Annotated in this window: 15 protein-coding genes; 1 reads left to right on the forward strand and 14 read right to left on the reverse strand. The window is 39.2% G+C overall.

Annotated features, from left to right (window positions below; all coding sequences use genetic code 11):
* Nucleotides 1-134: 134 nt before the first annotated feature.
* The 8 genes from DD649_RS12360 to cmoM form a co-directional block, all read right to left on the reverse strand.
* Nucleotides 135-782, reverse strand: a complete 648-nt coding sequence (locus DD649_RS12360) for an MBL fold metallo-hydrolase (protein WP_294107314.1) — start codon at nt 780-782, stop codon at nt 135-137.
* A gap of 39 nt (nt 783-821) precedes the next feature.
* Nucleotides 822-1,370, reverse strand: coding sequence for a YcbK family protein (locus DD649_RS12365; protein ID WP_294107315.1), 549 nt, complete (start codon nt 1,368-1,370; stop codon nt 822-824).
* A 304-nt stretch (nt 1,371-1,674) separates the two neighbouring features.
* Nucleotides 1,675-3,402: a L,D-transpeptidase gene (gene ldtD, locus DD649_RS12370; protein WP_294107316.1), complete on the reverse strand. Its 1,728-nt coding sequence runs from the start codon at nt 3,400-3,402 to the stop codon at nt 1,675-1,677.
* 301 nt (nt 3,403-3,703) lie between these two features.
* Nucleotides 3,704-4,417 (reverse strand): acid phosphatase AphA, encoded by a 714-nt coding sequence (aphA, locus tag DD649_RS12375; RefSeq protein WP_294107317.1) that lies wholly within the window; start codon nt 4,415-4,417, stop codon nt 3,704-3,706.
* Between the two features lie 387 nt (nt 4,418-4,804).
* Complete coding sequence (gene mukB, locus DD649_RS12380; protein WP_294107318.1) at nt 4,805-9,247, reverse strand: chromosome partition protein MukB; 4,443 nt, start codon at nt 9,245-9,247, stop codon at nt 4,805-4,807.
* Nucleotides 9,244-9,972: a chromosome partition protein MukE gene (gene mukE, locus DD649_RS12385; protein WP_336430811.1), complete on the reverse strand. Its 729-nt coding sequence runs from the start codon at nt 9,970-9,972 to the stop codon at nt 9,244-9,246. Before mukE ends, mukB begins: the two co-directional genes overlap by 4 nt.
* Nucleotides 9,953-11,278 (reverse strand): chromosome partition protein MukF, encoded by a 1,326-nt coding sequence (mukF, locus tag DD649_RS12390; RefSeq protein ID WP_336430812.1) that lies wholly within the window; start codon nt 11,276-11,278, stop codon nt 9,953-9,955. The genes mukE and mukF overlap by 20 nt, the downstream gene beginning before the upstream one ends.
* The gene (cmoM, locus tag DD649_RS12395) at nt 11,275-12,063 is read right to left on the reverse strand and encodes a tRNA uridine 5-oxyacetic acid(34) methyltransferase CmoM (RefSeq protein ID WP_336430813.1); all 789 of its coding nucleotides are present in this window, start codon (nt 12,061-12,063) and stop codon (nt 11,275-11,277) included. The genes mukF and cmoM overlap by 4 nt, the downstream gene beginning before the upstream one ends.
* 323 nt (nt 12,064-12,386) lie before the next feature.
* Here cmoM and elyC point away from each other — a divergent pair, with 323 nt between their 5' ends.
* Nucleotides 12,387-13,214 (forward strand): envelope biogenesis factor ElyC, encoded by an 828-nt coding sequence (gene elyC, locus DD649_RS12400; RefSeq protein WP_294107321.1) that lies wholly within the window; start codon nt 12,387-12,389, stop codon nt 13,212-13,214.
* Nucleotides 13,215-13,302: 88 nt separating this feature from the next.
* On the opposite strand, the gene kdsB is transcribed toward elyC, so the two are convergent.
* From kdsB to DD649_RS12430, 6 genes are all read right to left on the reverse strand, one after another.
* Nucleotides 13,303-14,052 carry a 3-deoxy-manno-octulosonate cytidylyltransferase gene (gene kdsB / locus DD649_RS12405; RefSeq protein WP_294107322.1) on the reverse strand — a complete coding sequence of 250 codons (750 nt, stop codon included), beginning with the start codon at nt 14,050-14,052 and terminating at the stop codon, nt 13,303-13,305.
* Nucleotides 14,053-14,057: 5 nt separating this feature from the next.
* The gene (locus DD649_RS12410) at nt 14,058-14,237 is read right to left on the reverse strand and encodes a Trm112 family protein (protein ID WP_294107323.1); all 180 of its coding nucleotides are present in this window, start codon (nt 14,235-14,237) and stop codon (nt 14,058-14,060) included.
* 143 nt (nt 14,238-14,380) lie between these two features.
* Nucleotides 14,381-14,596, reverse strand: coding sequence for a cold shock domain-containing protein (locus DD649_RS12415; protein ID WP_294107324.1), 216 nt, complete (start codon nt 14,594-14,596; stop codon nt 14,381-14,383).
* A 392-nt stretch (nt 14,597-14,988) separates the two neighbouring features.
* A complete protein-coding gene (gene lpxK / locus DD649_RS12420) occupies nt 14,989-15,987 on the reverse strand; it encodes a tetraacyldisaccharide 4'-kinase (RefSeq protein WP_336430814.1) in 999 nt (332 codons plus the stop codon).
* Nucleotides 15,984-17,729 carry a lipid A ABC transporter ATP-binding protein/permease MsbA gene (gene msbA, locus DD649_RS12425; protein WP_336430815.1) on the reverse strand — a complete coding sequence of 582 codons (1,746 nt, stop codon included), beginning with the start codon at nt 17,727-17,729 and terminating at the stop codon, nt 15,984-15,986. Before msbA ends, lpxK begins: the two co-directional genes overlap by 4 nt.
* 38 nt (nt 17,730-17,767) lie before the next feature.
* A complete protein-coding gene (locus DD649_RS12430) occupies nt 17,768-20,176 on the reverse strand; it encodes a DNA internalization-related competence protein ComEC/Rec2 (RefSeq protein WP_294107325.1) in 2,409 nt (802 codons plus the stop codon).
* Nucleotides 20,177-20,389 lie beyond the last annotated feature (213 nt).

Genomic DNA, 20,389 nt, shown 5'->3' on the forward strand with positions numbered 1-20,389 from the left:
AAAAAATAACAAAACCAATAATTTTATTCTATAAACAAAATTAAATTAGGAGTAAATTTATCTACACTCATAAAAATAAAAATGCCTCATTAATGAGGCATAAATAAATAATATAATAAATTAAGTTAAATTAATTACCAAACGGGCTGTTCATCTTGCAAAAACGGATTGGTCTGACGCTCATGTCCTAAATTAGACATTGGGCCGTGACCCGGAATGAATTGATAATCATCACCGAGCGGCAATACCTTGTTTTTAATCGAGGAGATTAGATCTTGATGGTTGCCGCGAGGAAAGTCACTGCGTCCAACGCCGCCTTTAAATAAGACATCACCCATGGATATCAGTTTATCTGCGTGATTGACAAAAATAATGTGTCCTGGTGTATGCCCCGGACAGTGCAACACATCAAAGCTGATATCACCACAGGTTATCTTATCACCTTCTTCTAACCAATAATCTGGTGTGAAGTCTGGGCAATCGCCAATATAAAACATCGCATTTTGTTCGGCTAAGTTTTCAATCCAGAAAGCATCTTCTTTCTGTGGCCCATGAATGGGAACTGAGAAATGTTTTGAAAGTGTAGCTGAAGCACCGATGTGATCGGAATGACCGTGGGTTAATAGAATTTTAGTCAACTTCAATCCACGGCTTTCAATTGCAGAAATTAATTTTTCTGCCTCACCGCCGGGATCGACAATGACAGCTTCCATTGAATTTTCATCCCAAATAACATGGCAATTTTGCATAAAGGGTGTTACTGGGATAATAGTATATTTCATCGAGCAATTACTCCGTAATCTGTGTCACCTATGCACAGATTACCATGTTCTTGCCGGTCCTGTATCGATATGTACGAAATTGCTTCTTGGATAATAACCTACACCGCCAGCTTTCATTTTTAACGCTGCTTTACGGATGTTACTTAGCTGTAAACCTTCAATATGAAAATCCATTGCTTGACCACGGGTATGATAGCTTTTTTTCGCTACACCAGAGCCTTTTTTACGTAATGAATTATTGGTTTCCAATGAGCGATATCCAGAAATTAACTGAACCGGTTTATTAGTTCCCATCAACATCTGTAATAAATAAATTTGATCGAACAGCTTAGGGTCGATAGTTTTCACTTTATCGCAACGGTAATCACGAAACATGTGATTCAAACGCGCAAGCTCAGATTTGTTATAACTGCGGCCATTGAAAAATTCAGTTTTTAAAAATTCGCCAGTATTGAGATTTTCAAATCGTAGAATTCTTGGTCGTGGTGTCGTCATGGCAGCAAATACATGGCTAGGTAATAAGCTGAGGCCGATAGTAGCCGCACCAATTCCCAACCACTTCCTGCGGTTTTGGTCAATTATATCCATAGGTGATAACTCGGGTCTTCGTTATTTAAAAAGAAACATCAGAACTGATTCAGTTTAGCAAATGATATTTAGCTTTAATGTATAATTATGTAAATTAATGCATAAAATAAACAAATTTTATGTCATTTACGCTAAAAGGTGAGTTTTATCACTAAAAACCATTCAATGATAATTTAGCTGCACGTCTCAACTTGTGAACTTAGCTTAAAGAATAAAAAATATTGAGCAATGGAATTGATGTGAATAGTTATGAATTGCGCTGAATATTCAGGGAAGTTACCTTCCCTGAATAAAAAGAAATGGATTAGCGCAGAATACTTTTTATAGCTGGCAAATATTTTTCCGTACCATCAATGCTCTTATCATATTGATAAATATCAGCACGATATTGCGCTTGTTGATCTTTATCCACCCAAGCCGTTTGATAATACAAATAAACAGGGATTCTATCCGGTATATTCACATAACGCGTTGAGCCTTCTTTTAACGCACCATCAATACGCTTTTGCTCCCAACCCGCATCACCAAGCAGAATTGTCGCTAATTCACTGGCTTTATTCACGCGCACACAACCTGAACTTATTGCCCTCGCATTACGATTAAATAAGCTATGGTTTGGCGTATCATGTAAATAAATCGCATCCGAGCTTGGCATATTAAATTTATAGCGGCCTAAAGAGTTTGTTGGTCCCGGTGCTTGTCTGACTCTATATGGAAAATTCGCGGGTGTAATATTTTCCCAATCAATAGAGTAAGGGTCGATTTCAAATGAATCCTGTCCCCATCCTGAGTAGACCGTATAACCTCTGCGGCTAAAATAGCTAGGATCTTGCTTCCCTTTTGGCGCGATATCTTTACGTGCCATACTAGTTGGCACACTCCAAGGCGGGTTAATCACCACATTATTTAAAGCGCTGCTCATAATCGGTGTTTTACGATCCGCGCGTCCGACAATCACTTTAGAGTCTAAAATGACCTCATCGTTTAAATAAAAATCTAGCGAGTAACCGGGAATATTGACTAAAATACCAGTGCCATTACTTGCTGGTATAATACGTAAACGTTGAATATTTAATGCCATCAAGGCGGCTTTTTGTTTTGGTTTCATATTCAACCAAACTTTAGAGCCTTTACCCACCACACCATCAGCATCTAAGCCATATTGTAATTGGAATTTTTTTACGGCTTCAACAAGTTCATTGCTATATAAACGAGCCGCTGCCGTCGCTTTGGCGATTTCCTCTGGCGAAGCTGACGCATCAACTTCTGTGGAAATAGCACTGCTATCGAGCAATCCATCACGATATAAGATTTCTCTCAAGGTAATAACATCATCACTTGATTGCCCAGGCTTTAATGATGTCGTGCTGGTAATTTCGAGCGCATCTTCAGTCATGGCGAGCTGTTTAAGCATTTCTTCGCGCATCGGCTGGTACAGCGGATGATTAATTGCTTGGGACTTAACCCACGCTCCTAACCTATTTTCAGAAGCCGCATCGAGCCAAGGTTTCATTTGCGGTGCTGTTGGCGCTATTATTTTATATGGACGACTAGTATATAACCAATATTGGCCACTTGCCTCAACAGAAGATAGGTATTGTATATAGCCCATCATGGCATCAGATAAAATGACATCTCGGCCTAATTCACTTAATTGGCTATCTTCAAGTAACAACAACCACTCACTAAACTGAGGTTGCACCCCTGAAAGTGAAAGTTCAGCTAATTGTCGTTGAAATTGTTCGATAGCCGTTTCATCTTGCCACAACAACTTCATTTGCCGATCGGCATATATTTTAGCCAGTTGTGTGGTAAAAATAGGTTTAACATCAGCCGGTAATGACGATGTTATCTTTACCAAACTTTCTGCTGGTGTAACCGTGACCACTTGATTCAATTCAACAACTTGTGGCTGCTGCATTTCCGTCGTATTTAACTGCATATTTTCTTGTTCTGAAAATGCAGGAAATTGTAATGTCATCAGCCCACAGATTATCGAGACTTGCAGAGCTTTCACTCTTCTCTTTGCCATACATCCACCTTAAGTTACTACATGGATAACAATAGTTTTTATTATAGTTGCAAATTTATTGTATTTAATTTGAAAACGAATGTTATAGGAATAGACTAATTTTGTCTTTATTGAAAGACAAAATAGCATTAAGAATGGAAATAAATAAGAATTTAACTAATGAATAAGATCATTTTCAGTTTAAATCGACTAAAAATATCTGAATACTGAATATTGATGACTTTTATTATTTAATTTTCGGTATTTAATATAAAAATAGCTAAAGGCAATAAATACCTTTAGCTATTGATATTAAACAATTTTAATATTCTGAGTTGATAACAACTTCTTCACCAAACTGACCTGCTTTTGGCAATGGCTGGTAAGATGAGTTTGCCGCTCTTAACACACGAATTCCACGGATATTTAATTCTTTTGCTGCTGCGATATCTGCATCCGCATCACCATAATAAATAGTCAGCTTGTGATCACGCATCCAGCTGACTTTATTATTTTGTCCTGGCTCATCACCGGCAAAAATAACAGGTTGCATTTTATCTGCAGGGATAGCTAAACCTTCTTGTACGTATTTAGTCACAGTTTCGGTTTTAGTTTTTGTACGACCTGTAATGAAGTAAACAGTGTCGCCTCTCGCTAGGTGCATTTTAACTAAATCTACACCTACTTGTTTAGGCATACTGAATTGATCCCACTCGTTATTCATTTTTTCCCAGAACTGAGGATTTTTCAGATAGCTATAATCATTTGGTGAAAATTCAATTTTTCCGCGATAAAAACCTGGGCTTGAAAATAAAACAGTATCGTCGATATCAAATCCGACCGCCATTGGCGCTTTACCATCTAAACTTTTTTTAATTTGTTCAATTGAAACCCAATTTACTGGCTGCTGTTGCGCTAATTCAATAACAGTAACACCGGGACTAACCGTTGCTGGCATTGGGATCTTAGCTTGAGATGCAGCTGAAAAGCTGAACGCTAAAGCAATGGCGCTCAACGTTAGGGTAATTTTTTTCATCTTTAATCCTTGTTTAAGTTTATCCCGCCAATTAACCATTCTTTACTTTTATGGATAAACGAGTTGGTATCAATACAAACAAATACTGCATATCACTTATATTTATGAGGGTAATAAATAAATAGAGCAGCAAATACTGTGAAGTTAAATCACAAGTGCAATGATGATATGAGTTTTTATTACATTAAAATGAGACTAATATCTCATTAACGCTATCTATTATCGACTGGTATGATAATTATGTGACCCATGCAATTATTTTGTGCCACAAAATATTCATCGTCTTCATCGTCTTCATCGACATAATTTTTAAATAATAATAAAAAACCGACACGGTTTTACCCTATGTCGGTTAGTTTCAAACTGACGGCTGATATAAATGCGTCGTTATTGAGGCAATGCTGCCTGCGTAGTTGGTGTATCTTGACCAAATCCTTTCAGCCCAACCACATGCACATGTTCATTATTACCAAACACTTTACGCACTAACTTATACGTTGTGCCTTTTTCAGGACTGATATTTTCAGGCGCTGCAATAATTAACTGCATCTCTAGCCTATCGCACAACTCAAAGAGTGTGGCAATAGACTTCGCATCAAGACGTGCAGCTTCATCCAAGAAAAGCAAACGGCAAGGAATAATATCTTTAGCTCGTAATCTACGTGCTTCTTCTTCCCAGCTTTGTACAACCATGACCAATATTGACATACCGGTACCTATCGCTTCACCTGTTGATAAAGCACCACTTTCCGCTTTAAGCCAACCGTCTGAACCTCGATTAACTTCTACATCAAGCTCTAAATAATTACGATAATCCAACAACTCTTCACCAATGGTTTGCGGTAAACGCTGCCCCATATCAACTTGTGGATTTAAACGCTGATACAGCTTCGCCATCGCTTCCGAGAAGGTCAAACGTTGGCTAGTAAATAGATCTTGATGCGATTCGCTCTCCTCAGACAATACGCTAAGTAGTAAAGCATGGCTTTCACGTATATTAACGTTAAGTCTAACCCCTTTAACTTGACCAAAGGAGACTGCTTGTAACCCTTGGTTTAACATACGGATGCGGTTTTGTTCACGTTGAATAGTTTTACGAATAATATTCGCCACACTTTTCGAGCTAATCGCCAATTTTTGTTCGCGAGCTGTTAACTCTTCGGTTAAACGTCCTAACTCAATCTCCATTTGCTCAATTGCATCAATGGGATCATCAGTACGAATAATATCTTGGCGAATACGTTCACGCAGATGCTGATAAACAGCAATAAAGAATTTAATTTTACGATCTGGGAATTTTGGATCTTCAGATAAACGTAAAACATCACGCAGATGTTCATTATCAGCGACAGCTAAACGCAGTGCACCCAACGCTTTATCCGACATAGAACGTAGACTGTCACCATCGGTATAGGCTAATTCGCGACGGTTTAAACGGCGTTCAACGCCATTATCTTTAACCAATCGCATTACTGCACACCAACCCGCTTTAGCAGAAACAACTTGTTCACGTATTTGGAAGTAGTCTTTTTCTAACTTACGCAGTCGTTTTTGCAAATTGTCCATTTCAGCTTCACAAAGTGTGAGCTGTTTTTCTAACTGATTAATACGACTACGATTTGCCATTACTGACTGATGAAGTTCATCACGGCGAATACGCGCTCGTTCTTGTGCATCAGGATCGGCCTTAACACCAATCTCTTGCATCTCAACCTCAAGCTCTTTGAGCATTTCTTGCTTAGTATCAAAGGAGCTACGAAGAGAAGCAAAAACTTGATGATATTGCGCTGTCTGTGACTGATGTTGGCGTAGCTGTTCCCTTGCACGACTACGTTCAGTTTCAGCTTGTTCCAAGCGTTGACGTAATTTTTCGTTCAGGTCAGCATTTTCATTAACCATACCCGTTGAGTCACTGTAACTAAAATGAGCTCTACGCTGTACAATTTCAACTAATGCAAAAGCTTGTTGTTTCGCATTTTGTTGGCTGTGTTTCGCCTGTTCGTAATCTTTACGCAATTGGTCATGTTGCTCAGGATCGCTCAGTAGCACTGTCACCATCGGCTCAAGTTTTGCCAACGCATTACCATATTTATTTAGGAAATGTGCCGCTTCCTCAGCTTCTGATAACTCTTCATTAATTTCTTCAACCCGATCAACTAAAGTCTCATCCATTAATAAACCCACAAGCGGTAACAAGCGGTTCAGGGTAGATAAGCTTTCTTTACCTTGGGTAAATTGCTGACGCTGTTGTTGAGTCTGCTCTTCGAATTGAGATAATGCGCGCTCAAGTTCATTACGTTTTTGATTTAACGTTTTAATTTCAGCTTCAGGGTCATCTTCAAATGCAACTGAAATATGCTGACCAATAAAACGGCTAAACGCTTGATGTGAACGCTGAATTTTCTGTACATCAAATGACAGCGTCGCATAACGCTCTGATAATGCATCACGCTCTAAAGTCAGCGACTCTAAATGGCTCTCACGCGCGGCGCGACCGAATAACGGTAATTCAGGATAGCGAGAATAGCGCCATTGTCGCTCGGAAGAGCGTACAAGTACTGCATTCTCAAATTCCTGTGCATCAAAAACACTATCGTCAAAACCTTGTGGGTCCCCTTCAATGAAATACACATCATCAGGACAATCTTGTAATGTTTCCAGTTGGCTACGAACAAGGGCTAAGTCTTGAACCACAATACCGTGACGAGCAGGACCATAAAGTGCAGAGAAATAAGCCGCATCTTCAATCGTAATATCATCATATATTTCTGATAATAATACACCGTTAAAGCGTTCCGCTAATGCCAACATGCGGCTATCTTCCGCACCACTAGGTTGGCTAAGACGTTCAATTTGCTTTTCTAGCTCGCGTCGCTGCGCAGCAACTTCATCGCGTTCAACCGTAATTTCACGTTCCTGCTCAAGCAATTGCTGCATGTATTCAGTCACTTCACTACTGGTATTAAACGTCTCATTAGCTTGTTCATTGAGCTGTGTTAACGCTTCTTGCGCCATGATCCAAGCGGGCGCTTTAGCTGACAACTGTTGAATACGTAAACGAATTTGTTCAAGTTCTTGACGCATTTGCATACGTCTTTCACCACTTTCATTCACGCCAATACTTAGCTCTTCTTGTTGCGCTTCAAGCTCTGCCATCAACACATCTAGCTCATCAGGCTCGTAACTTTTCCCATGACGCTTACAAAATTCACTCAGTAATCTTTCTGCATTTTGCTGACTATCCAAACGCTGACGCAATTCAGATAGTTGCATACGCAATGGCTGGACTCGTTCAGCTAGATGCGACTGTGATGACCAGTCACGTAATAACGTGCGTGCCTGTTGGTATGCGTCACTACGACTGACTTCGCCAACCATGGTTTTAACTAACTGATAAGCTTGTTCAAACTGGCTATGAGCGGCATCAGCCACACTCATCTTCTGTTCTAATGATAATAATATTTCGGTAGCTTGCTGCTCACGCGCTTCGAAAGTATCAAGCCATTCGTCGGCATTTTCTATTGTTAGCTCAGGTAACTGGCACAATTCACGAGCGCGCGTCAACGCTTGTAAAGCCTGTTGATATTGAATAGCGCGAGTTTGCTGAACATCCAGAGCTTGCTGATAATCCGCTAATTGATTTTTTAATTCATCGACTTCAACTTCAGCCGCTTCCGAACGCGCTTCATATTCTTCTTGGCTTTCTGTCGCGACAGCAACAACTTCAGTTTGTTCTTCTAGACGATAAGTTAGCTCTTCAATATCAGCTTGGTAGCGATCTATTTTTTCTTGTTGGCGTAATGCCGCCTGCACAAGACTCAAATGATCACTCGCCGCTTGGTAATCAGTTTCAAACACCAATGACGATTCATTTTGTTCGTTAAGCTCACGAGCCATATCGACGCTGCGAACTTGCTCAACTTTAAGCTGCTTGCGATTTGCATTTAATTCTTTACGCGCAGCTAAGGCAGTATCTAAATGAATACGTCTTTCATTTGAATGACGCATATAATCAGCAGATACATAATCCGTCGCTTGGCTAATTAGATGTTTAAATAAGTCACGATCTGACTGTGTCACACGGATAGCTTCAAGGGTCAGACGGTTTTCACGTAATGCGGCTTCCATGTCTTGGAATGCTTTACGAACCCCGCTATTTTCAGGCAATAAATAATCACGTAATGAACGTGTAATCGCACTGGAAATACCCCCGTAGAGAGATGCTTCAATCAAACGGTAGTATTTACTACGGTCGCCAGCTGAACGTAAACGTTTTGGTAATACGCCGAGCTCAAATAATACTGAATGGTAATCAGTAATTGAGTTGAATTGCTTAAACTGTATACCTTCTTGCGCTTCAAGCCGTTCTTTTAACTCATTTAAAGGAATAACTTTAGCTTGACGACCATCAATAATTTCCGTCAAAATTTCAGTAGGCACTGTCGCAATTGGCACGCCTTGAACCATAAAAGGTTTGATATCAACTTTCTTATCACGACCCGCGACTTGTTGAAGGCGAACACCAACCATAACACGCTGATGTTTAGAGTTTAAAACATCTAAAATCGCGTAGCAGACCCCAGGACGTAACTTCCCGTGTAAGCCTTTGTCACGAGAACCAGAGGTGGCCCCAGCTTCCGTTGTATTACGAAAGTGTAATAAGGTTAAATCTGGGATCATGGCGGTAATAAAAGCGGCCATGGTAGTTGATTTACCCGCTCCGTTTCCGCCTGAAAGCGTGGTAACGAGTTCATCAAGGTCAAAGGTTCGAGCAAAAAAACCGTTCCAATTCACCAGCGTCAGTGAGCGAAATTTTCCGCGTTCAATCATTGTTGTCCATCCTCATCACTTTCTGCCGCTTCTTGATTTTCTTCAGGCTCATCTTCATCGCTATCTTGTAATGATAACTCCCCTTCAAGAGAGATAGCTTCGCCATCACGGATCATTCTTAATTGAGCATCTTGAGGGCTATCACCACTACGTACATCAGCGCCAAAACGAAATACAGACTCTGAAATGACGAATTTATTCGGATCATTTTGCAAAAAGTGCACCATACCCAAGCGGCGCAATCGATTTAACGAAGTTCTGAGTTTTTCTTGCAGTTTTTGTTTGTCTAAGTCAGAACCTGTCGAGCGCTGATTCACAAATTTCATTAATTTACTTTCATCAGCAAGCGATAATAGCTCTTCGAACAATTCTTGAGAGGTAAAAATACCTTGATTGGTTAACCGTTCAGGGCTGAGATAAAGATAACAAAGAATTTTACCCACCATCATATCCAGCTCAGAGAGTACCGAGCGAGGGATCAATGTCGTTGAACGGGGGCGCAAATAGAAAAAACCTTCTGGCGCACGAATCAATTCAACATTATAACGTGAGTAAAATTGCTCTAAATCTTCCTGAAAATCCATCAGAAATGCGTGATTATCAAGATCATCAATACTAATATGGCGACCCGAGCGTAACTGACTGTCAAGCTCAGGGAAAATAGGATTAACGAGTGCTTGAGCCAGTTTAACTGGCATAAATTGTTCAATATTTGTCGATGACATGTGCCTGCACCTTGGCTCCGTGATCATTAATAGCACGCCATTTTGACGGTAATCCCGCCAAATCAGCCTCTGCGATACCTAGTTTTACAGCCTGATCGATAATAATACGCGCAACATCAAAATGGCGACTCTGCGGATATTGTTTCAAGTAATCTTCTAATACTTGCCCGACATCTAGCGGCTGTTTATCCGCTTTATAAAATGCCAGTTCAGCTTCCATTAGCTCTGCAAGTCGATCATTTATTTCACTAAATTCTTCGAATTCAAGCTCTGGTGGTAATTCACCGGTGACCTCTTCATCATGCAACGCAAGCTCTTCATCACGCATATCAAATAGTCTGTCTGCATTGGTATAAGTTAATGCCCACGGACTATCGAGGTACTGCTGTACCGATTGGCGTAATCGTTGAGAAAATATCCGATTTTTATCCATATCAATTGCTGTACGAATAAATTTATGCACATGGCGGTCATAACCAATCCATAAATCAATGGATTGCTGTCCCCAACTAACAATTCGATCCAGTTTATTCTGCAAATCAAAAATTAGTCTATCAACCATATCAGAAAATTGAGGTGCGTTCAGATTCGCCTCTTGAATACGCATCAAGTTAGCTTGCAGTTTATCACCAGTGGCTTCCAGCGTATCTTGCAGCTCTCTTAATGTTCCTGATGTTTCAGACAATAATTGCTCACAATTGGCGATCGCCGCTTGCCAGTCTTGGCTCAATAATGCGGCAATATCTTCTTTCACTGAGCTTTGCTGCTCATCCATAATACGCTGGGATAAATCAATGCTGTCGAATATTTCTGCTACTGAATATTTTAATGGGGCAAAAACATAGCGATGCCAATAAAACTCATCGCCACCTTCTTCCGCAGCCTCTGCTGCACGAAGTAATTCACTCGCCACGATAGAAAGCTGCATTGACAGCCTTAATGTTGAAAATTCACGCTGGCGAATATAATAATCACTAATACCAATGCCTAAAGGCGTCAGACGATAAATGGCATTACCTTCAATGATATCACTGGCAAAGCGGTTAAATATCTTCTGACGCACCATATCATTGATGGCGTTATTTGCTCTGACAGAGAGTGACTCTGTTGTCTGTTCAAACCCTTTACAAACTTCACGAAAGGCGTCAATTAGCTCCCCTTCGGTCATTTCACCATTAACTCGCTCACTGTTCAAAACAGCAACCGATAGCAAAAAGGCTAAGCGCTCTGCGGGAAGTGAAATCGAAAAATCATTTTTTCGTGCCCAAGACACCAGTTCAGGGACGGTCTGGGAAAACTCACTCATAAATCGTCCTTTTGTATTTGTTTTCGCGCCATGACATGAATATAGCGTCCCATGCTGATATAAGGTTCTTCACGACAATATTGCTGTTCTAGCGCCAGCAATGCTGGAAAATCTTTTTGTTGTAACTGTCTACTTTGCAAATAATCATGAAATACTCTTACGCCGCTTTTGCCTAAGATTTCCATATCACATGCCAAAAGCCATTCATCTACCTGTTGAGGGAAGAGTGGATTTTGTGGCGACAACGAACGCTTGCGTCTACGTTGGATGTGAGGGGTCGCGAGATGAAAATTGCCTAAAATCGCATTGCGCATCACTAAGCCATTTGCATTATAGAACATGACAGAAAATATGCCTTCAGGTCTGATTATATCTGCCAACTGCTCAATTGCATATTTTTGATCGCTAATCCATTCCAGTACTGCATGAAAGATAACGAGATCAACCGGCCCCGTTAAATGTTGTGCAATATCCTGTACCGCACTGTTAACAAAGCGGATATTTTCACTAATTCCTTCTTCATGCGCAAGCTCACTCGCCCTTTCTAGCATTTCTTCGGATAAATCGCAAAGTATGACTTGATGTCCCATCGCCGCAAGCTTGCGCGAAAAATGGCCTTCACCGCCTCCGGCATCAAGTATACGTAATGTTTGACCTTTAAAATGGTTTTCTAATAACTGGCTAAGATCTTGCCAAACGACCGCTTCACGTATTTTACCTTTTGTCGTTCCATAGATGTTTTTTGCAAATTTATCGACAATATCATCAAAGTTGCGGTCTGCCATGTGCTATCTGGTTACCTATAATTCATTATTCAAAACATGTTTGTTGGTCAATCAGCCTAGCAACGCGCCTGAAATTTATCAGTTTTTATTCTGTAATTCATGAATATGGCGTCGCTTATCATATAAAATGCAGGCAATGACTGAATCCTGAATTATAACAGATAATAGCTATATTTTTGCATAGTACTTTATTTTGCTCACTGAATTTCATTTTGGCATCATGACTTTCATTTTTATGCGCAAAATTTATTATTTCATCAAAGCTGGTTGAATTGAGCTCAATGAACAATAATGCGTTATAAACCTCTAAAATAGGCTTTGTTATGTTATTTCTGCTAAAAAAATATATTGGTGCATTATTAATGCCATTACCGCTCCTGCTGATTATCGGACTTATCGGTTTAATTCTATTGTGGTGTACCCGATGGCAAAAAAGTGGCAAAACACTGGTCAGTGCCAGTTTGCTCTTCATCTTGCTGTTAGGGCTACAACCTGTATCGGATAATTTGCTCGCCCCCATTGAAGGCAAATATAACCAACGTTATGAATTAATTACCCCCAATCCACCAGAAAATGTGCATTATATCGTTGTTTTAGGTGGTGGATTTACCTATAACCCCGATTGGAGCCCAAGTTCTAATTTATTGAATAATAGCCTTCCTCGGGTAACCGAAGGTGTGAGACTTTATCTGAAATACCCTGGCAGCAAACTTATTTTTACTGGTGGAAAGGCCAATAATCCCATAAGCAGTGCAGAAGTCGCCGCACAAGTTGCTCAATCATTAGGAGTTCCCGCTGAAGATACTATTGCACTCACTGAGCCCAAAGATACGCAAGAAGAAGCATTTGAAGTCGAAAAAATTATTGGTAAAGAGCCTTTTTTATTAGTGACATCGGCAAACCATCTTCCTCGGGCAATAACCATGTTTACGAGTAGAGGAATGCAGCCATTACCAGCTCCCGCAAATCAACTGGTTATTACTAGTGCAATCAATCCATGGGAAAAATACATCCCATCATCTTATTACTTTGGTCATAGTGAACGCGCTTGGTATGAGCTAATTGGCACAATATGGTGGCATTTAAAACCGGATAACACTCAAGTGTTAGAGCAACCGTTACTCACCCCTGAAAGTATTGATGCAGAATAATGCGTCATTACAACGCACAAAAAAAGGTGTAATTCATTGAATTTACACCTTTTATTTTTAGCTAGATTAGCAGTCTCAATATCAGTCGCTATTGTGATGCAAATTGCTTTCTGACAATTTCAAGATCTTGCGGGGTATCAACACCAGCTCCAGGTGTTTTTTCGGCAACCGCAACATGAATTTTTTCGCCATACCATAGCACTCTAAGCTGCTCTAGCATTTCAATTTTTTCTAATGGGCTCGCTTCCCACGTAATATAACGACGAATAAAACCTGCACGATATGCATAAATGCCAATATGTCGAAGAAAATAATCGCCAATGGTATTTTGGCCAGTTGAAAAATTGTCTCTATCCCAAGGGATGGTGGCGCGTGAAAAATAAAGTGCATAGCCTTCATTATCAGTAACAACCTTAACTGCATTAGGATTAAAAGCTTCTTTAGCATCATGAATAGGTACAGCAAGTGTGCCCATATTAGCTTTGCTTCCTTGAAGATTACTAGCAACTTGACTAATAATTTCAGGTGGAATTAACGGCTCATCACCTTGAACATTAACAATGATTTCGTCATCTGAAAAACCGTAAAGGTCGATAACTTCTGCAAGTCTTTCTGTGCCAGATTGATGATCAGGATTTGTCATACAAGCTTCGCCGCCCGCTTGGATTACCGCAGCGGCGACATCAGGATGATCAGTCGCCACAATAACTCGGCCTGCACCTGATTTAATTGCTTGCTCCATCACCCGCACAACCATAGGCTTGCCATGAATATCAGCGAGAGGCTTACCCGGTAATCGAGTTGATGCGAAACGCGCAGGAATAATTACAGTAAACATAATAGTTACTGTCCTTCATCTAAAGATACTTGGCGAGCTTCGGTTTCTAGTAATACGGGGATACCATCGCGAATTGGATACGCTAGATGGTCAAATTTGCAGATTAATTCGAGGTTGTCTTTGTTGTAACTTAATTTACCGTAACAAACTGGACAAGCGATGATTTCAAGTAAACGGTGATCCATGTTTTCTCCCAAATGGAATTAACTCACTTGGCGTCAGGATATCACATGCAGATATCACCGTTAACTTTAATCTTTCTAGATACAATCTCCTGCAAGAGATAAGAGGATAGTCAGCAGGAGAAAAAGCGCTTTTAATTATTTAATTAGTACGCAATAACGTCGGTTGCCGTAATACCATTTGAATTGCGAGTTACTGAAAACTCGACGTTTTGGCCTTCAGCTAATGATTTCATTTTAGTGCTAGCAATTGACTTTCTTGTTACAAATACATCATCACCACCATGGAATGGTGAAATAAAACCGTAACCTTCTTTTGCATCAAACCATTTAACTCGACCCATATGTAATTGAAAATTCATATTAAAACTCCTTTTGTTCTAAGAACAATATTTCTTTTTATCGTTTTATTATTACTCTTTAGCGTTTTCCCATTATAAATTGCCGATCTATTAACACGTTTAAGAGTAATTAAACTTTTACCAATATATGCACTTAATAATTGTGCGTTATTTATTACGATCCCAATAGTGAATTTCAGACACCGCACATCTACTGTGAATTTAACAGTGTATTTTGACATTTTGATGACAAAACTGATTAAAAATGTAGTTGTTGCGAGGATATGAAGACTAACTAAAGAACGGATCGTGAAATTTAAGCTAGTATAAAATCCAGTTATTAATGTATTGCATCCATATACATAATAAGTGGAGCTATATCACAGTGCGGCTATTATTACCATAATCAAACTTCATAGGCAAGTTTTTTTATCGTTTGAGATAATGTTTTTTATTTCACTTAGAATAGTTTTAGCACCAATTTCATCAAGCTGAGCTTGCACAGGTAAATACCACCAGTTAGCTTGTGCAAAAGACTGGCATTTAACTGCATCTTTTTCTGTCATTAATAAACATTCATTTGGGTTAGTTAATGAGGCTAGCTGTTGTTGGTCATAAGGTTGATGATCAGAAAAAGCGTAGGTTTTTATTACGTTTAATCCTTTGCTTTGCAAAGAATTAAAAAATCGAGGAGGATGTCCAATACCCGCCATAGCAATAACCGATTGCAATTGATTAACTGGACATCTCTTGCCACTCACAAGATTAACAGCAATATCCCCTTCAAGAGACATTAAGACTTCATTACCTTTCGGGCTCCCGCCATTAACAATCTGTGCGTTAACACTTTTTAAGCGTCCTGCGCGTTCACGCATAGGACCTGCTGGTAGCCACCATCCATTTCCAAAACGGCGTTGACCATCAATAACCACAATTTCATAATCTCGTTTTAAGGCATAATGCTGTAATCCATCATCTGTGATAATCACATCTAACGAATTATTAGCTAATAAAGCTTTAATCGCATCACTACGTTTAGGTGCAACGGCCACCGGTGATTTGGTTCTGTGCCAAATTAGCACAGGTTCATCACCCGCCGATGCCGTGGTCGTTTGATCATCGAGTAATAATGGATAATGCTCAGATTTACCACCATAGCCCCTAGAAACAACCCCAACACGATAACCTTCTTTGGTTAATGATTCTACTAACCAAATCACAACAGGCGTCTTACCGTTACCACCCGCCGTTAAATTGCCAACGATAACGACAGGGATCGGCGCTTGCCAAGAACGAAATAATCCAGTTTTGTAACCAAGATGCCTTACTGCCGTTATCAATCCATACAATATGGATAACGGCAGTAATAAAATGTACAGCCAAGATTTACCGGACCAAATACGTTCAATCATTGCTTAAACTGTATACTATGTAATTGAGCATATGCGCCATCTTCAGCTAACAGCTTCGCATGATTCCCACGTTCAATAATATGTCCATCCTGAACGACTAGAATTTCATCCGCATTTTCAATTGTAGACAGTCGATGAGCGATAACCAATGAAGTACGATTTTTCTGTAATTCATCAAGAGCAGCCTGGATAGCACGTTCAGACTCGGTATCTAATGCCGATGTTGCTTCATCAAGGATCAAAATAGGAGAATCACGTAAAAGCGCACGTGCAATAGCGATACGCTGGCGCTGCCCACCAGAAAGCATCACGCCATTTTCACCAATTATGGTATCTAAGCCTTTATCCAATTTATCGATGAAGTCCATTGCATAAGCCATTTTAGCTGCTTTTTCAATCTGTTCGCGGCTATAGCTACCATCTGTTGCATAAGCAATATTATTTGCAATGGTATCGTTAAATAAATATACATGTTGCGATACTAATGCGACTTGGCTACGTAATGATTCCAGCGTGTATTCACGAATATCATGACCATCAATGCGAATACTACCCTCATCAATGTCATAGAATCGAGTAATCAAATTTGCAATCGTTGATTTACCAGAACCTGAACGACCGACTAAAGCAACTGATTTGCCTGCGGGTAAGGTAAATGAGATGTTATCTAACGCAGGATGATCTTTCGTTGCATAGGTAAAAGTGACATTTTCGAATTCAATATCACCTTTTACTTCTTTTAGCACTTTGGTGCCTTCATCTTTTTCTTGCTCGCTATCTAAAATAGCAAACAACGTCTGACAAGCAGCCATACCGCGTTGGAATTGTGCGTTAACATTTGTGAGTGATTTTAAAGGGCGCATCAAGGCAAACATTGATGAAAAAACAACAGCGATAGTCCCTGACGTTAATTGCTCACGAATTTCAGGAAAGCTGGCGGCATAAAGTACAAAAGCCAATGCAAAAGACGCAATCAATTGAACAATTGGGTCTGATATAGCTGAAGCAGTCACCATTTTCATATTTTGGCGACGCATATTATTACTGACTTTACCAAAACGTTCAGTTTCAACTTTTTGCCCACCAAAAATTAAAACTTCTTTGTGCCCTTTCAACATTTGTTCAGCACTAGCAGTTACATGTCCCATACCCGTTTGCATATTTTTACTAATTGAGCGAAAACGTTTAGAAACAATACGAATAGTGATTGAAACAACTGGTGCGATTACAATCAAAATAAGCGATAACTGCCAGCTATAATAGAACATCATCGCAAACAAACCGATGATATAAGCACTTTCACGGATAATCGTGATTAAAGCACCTGATGACGATGAAGCAACCTGTTCAGAGTCATAGGTGATCCGAGACAATAAAGTCCCTGTTGATTGCTGATCAAAAAAACTAACTGGCATTCCCATCATATGACCAAAAAGTTTTCGGCGCATATTCATTACAACTTTGCCAGATACCCACGAGACACAATAGGTAGAAACGAAGCTAGACAAGCCACGAATAATAACCAACCCTAACACAGCTATAGGTAGCCATTTTAAAACGTCGTTATCAGCTTTATCAAAGCCTTCATCAAGTAAAGGTTTTAACAAGGAAATCATGAACGCATCGCCAGCGGCGTTAATGACAAGCGCTATCGCTGCAACGATTAAACCCGCTTTAAACGGCGCGATAATCGGCCATAAGCGACGAAATGTTTGTTTTGTAGAAAGATCTATATCATTCATGCTTTTATTACCAGACTTAATGTAAGCGCACTATTCTACTAGGGAAATAGCAGATCACCAAACCACAGATGGTACCACCGAGGATTAATTTCATTTCGATAGCGTAAAGTATTTATTTTTTCTTTTTTAAACCATAGAGTTAACTGCCCTGTCTCAGACGTATTCAACCATTTAATATTATTCTGTTTATACCTAAAATGCACTTTATCAGCAGGTATTTTCCATGGGCTATACCGCGCAGAAGAGACTATCGCTGTCGATGGGCTAACAGTTCTTAAAAATAATGCCGTTGAAGAAGTACTACTTCCATGATGAGGTGCAAATAAAATATCTGAACGTAATTTATTTCGATACATTGCCACCATCATTTTTTCACCTTGTTTTTCTAAATCACCAGTGAGCAAAATTTTATGATAACCATCCGTCAATTGAATAACACACGAATCATTATTATGTGAAATTTCAGATAACTTTTCAGGCCAAAGTACTTCAAAACTAAGTTTTCCCCATTGCCACTGTTGCCCTTTATAGCAAGGAAGATGCTTATGTTTAAATAAGTGATTACTCACAACAACCCGTTTATCTCTTACGAAGCGACTATTTTTATTTGAATGACTTTTGCGTCCAGAATTATTATAGCGTCCAAAGCTACTACGTACACTGAGCCATGGGTAATAATTAATGAGGTCAGTCACTCCTCCAGTATGATCTAAATGATTGTGGCTAAGAATCAGTCCCATTGGAGTAATGCTGTGATGTTTTAGAAAAGGAATAATTTGCCGTTTTGCATTACTTTCTCCCTGCCATCGATTCCCCGTATCATAGAGTAGCGCTAAATTGTTTTGCTCAATCACCACAGCTAAGCCATGACCTATATCCAATACAGTTAAGCTCCAGTCACCTCTAGGTTCTATTTCTCGCATTCTATCCGTTAATACTAAAACAATTACACACCCCAATAAGCCAATATAATTTTTATACCAACTAAATAGGATGACTAAGGCAACTACCCAACATATTAGTAAAAAATAATAAGGAAACGTATTTAATTCAAACCAAAAACCACTTAAAAACCCCAATGGCTTCATACCAAAGCCAATAACTTCGTCAATAAAAACAAAGAGCCAATTTTGTACGTAAGTAACGGGTATCAAAAAAATACAAAAAATAATAGGTACGACAATCCACGAGATAAGAGGAACAAACCAAAGATTGGCGAAAAAACTCATCACGTTGATGCCTTTAAACAAAATGACTTGTATGGGAATTAATAAAATGAGCAACCCAATCTGCAAATGAATTAACGGTAAAATTTTACTCACAATTTTTCGTTGATTCATGCTTGAAGATAGGGGAAATACAGTAAACCAATATAATATTGCCAGTACCGCAAAACTCGACAACCAAAAACTGTCTGAAAGGATAGATAATGGATCAAAAAATAAGATACAACCGATACTCCATATCGCCCATCGCCATGAAAAGCAGTAAAACGGTTGCTTACGAATATACACCCATAACAACAATGCCAGTAATGCTCGAGTTGCAGGAATAGCAAAATTGGATACCCAAGCGTAAAGAAAGGCAAAAATTAATCCCAGTATAATCGGTATGTTTTGACTCACTAACCTAACAGGAAACAAATACTGTAATAATCGAGCAAATAAATATCCTAAAAGATAGGACATACCGATATGCAAACCAGATATTGCAATCAGATGAGTAAGACCTGTATTTTGTAGCAATACCGAATGCTCTGGTGGCAATAAATTACGCTCACCAAACATTAAAGCGTAAATAATACCTGAATATTTAAGTGGGCTTATTCCATCAACAAACTGATTAATTACCTGCTGCCTAAAAGAACAATGCTCATTTAATATTACACTTTTCTTATTCTTTAAAGTTCCGATAACACGCTGAGCTAATTGATAGCGTTGTTGGTTAAATCCCCCTTCATTCAATGATGAATGTAATGGATTCAATTTTGCTTGTAGTTGCCATTTCTGTCCCGCACAAATTTTTATTTTAGAATGTCCCTTTCTTTTCCATGTTGCATACAGCGGTGGAAATACCACTATTGAATCTATATGATCAATTCGGACTTTAAGCTTTTGTTCTATGTCATCACTTAATGGAATGCTAACAACAGTGATATCTAATTGGTGGTGCTGCTTAGAAAGTAAGTTTATTTTTTGTTTTAAATCGATACCGTGCCAGCAGCCCCATAAAAAAATCATCATGATCAAAATGATAAACTTACCGATTCTATTAATTTTACAAAAAAGCAGAAACAAAAACAGGATTGCAAAAATAACTAACGTACTATTTATATTGGGTAATTTTGGTAAAAAAAGAAGGGGTAACACACCGATAATTACTGCAATCGCAGCCTCTGTATATGAAAGGGAAATCGTTTTTTTATTCTGATATTCCCCCCCATTCATATTTTATGCCTCGTTAAGTTAATAAGATAAACGACAACATAAATTATACTTTCCTACATTTTTACTTATCTTAATTTGAAATACAAAGCCGTTCGCAAATATTGTGTTGGCTCGTATTACACCATAAATTAATTGCGAAGCGCTTCGCAAAACACTCAATATTTATAAAAACCCACTTGATATATACGGAGTTTGCGGAGTTTGCGGAGTTTG

Origin of the sequence: Providencia sp. (assembly GCF_003533305.1) — a bacterium.
Taxonomy (GTDB): domain Bacteria; phylum Pseudomonadota; class Gammaproteobacteria; order Enterobacterales; family Enterobacteriaceae; genus Providencia.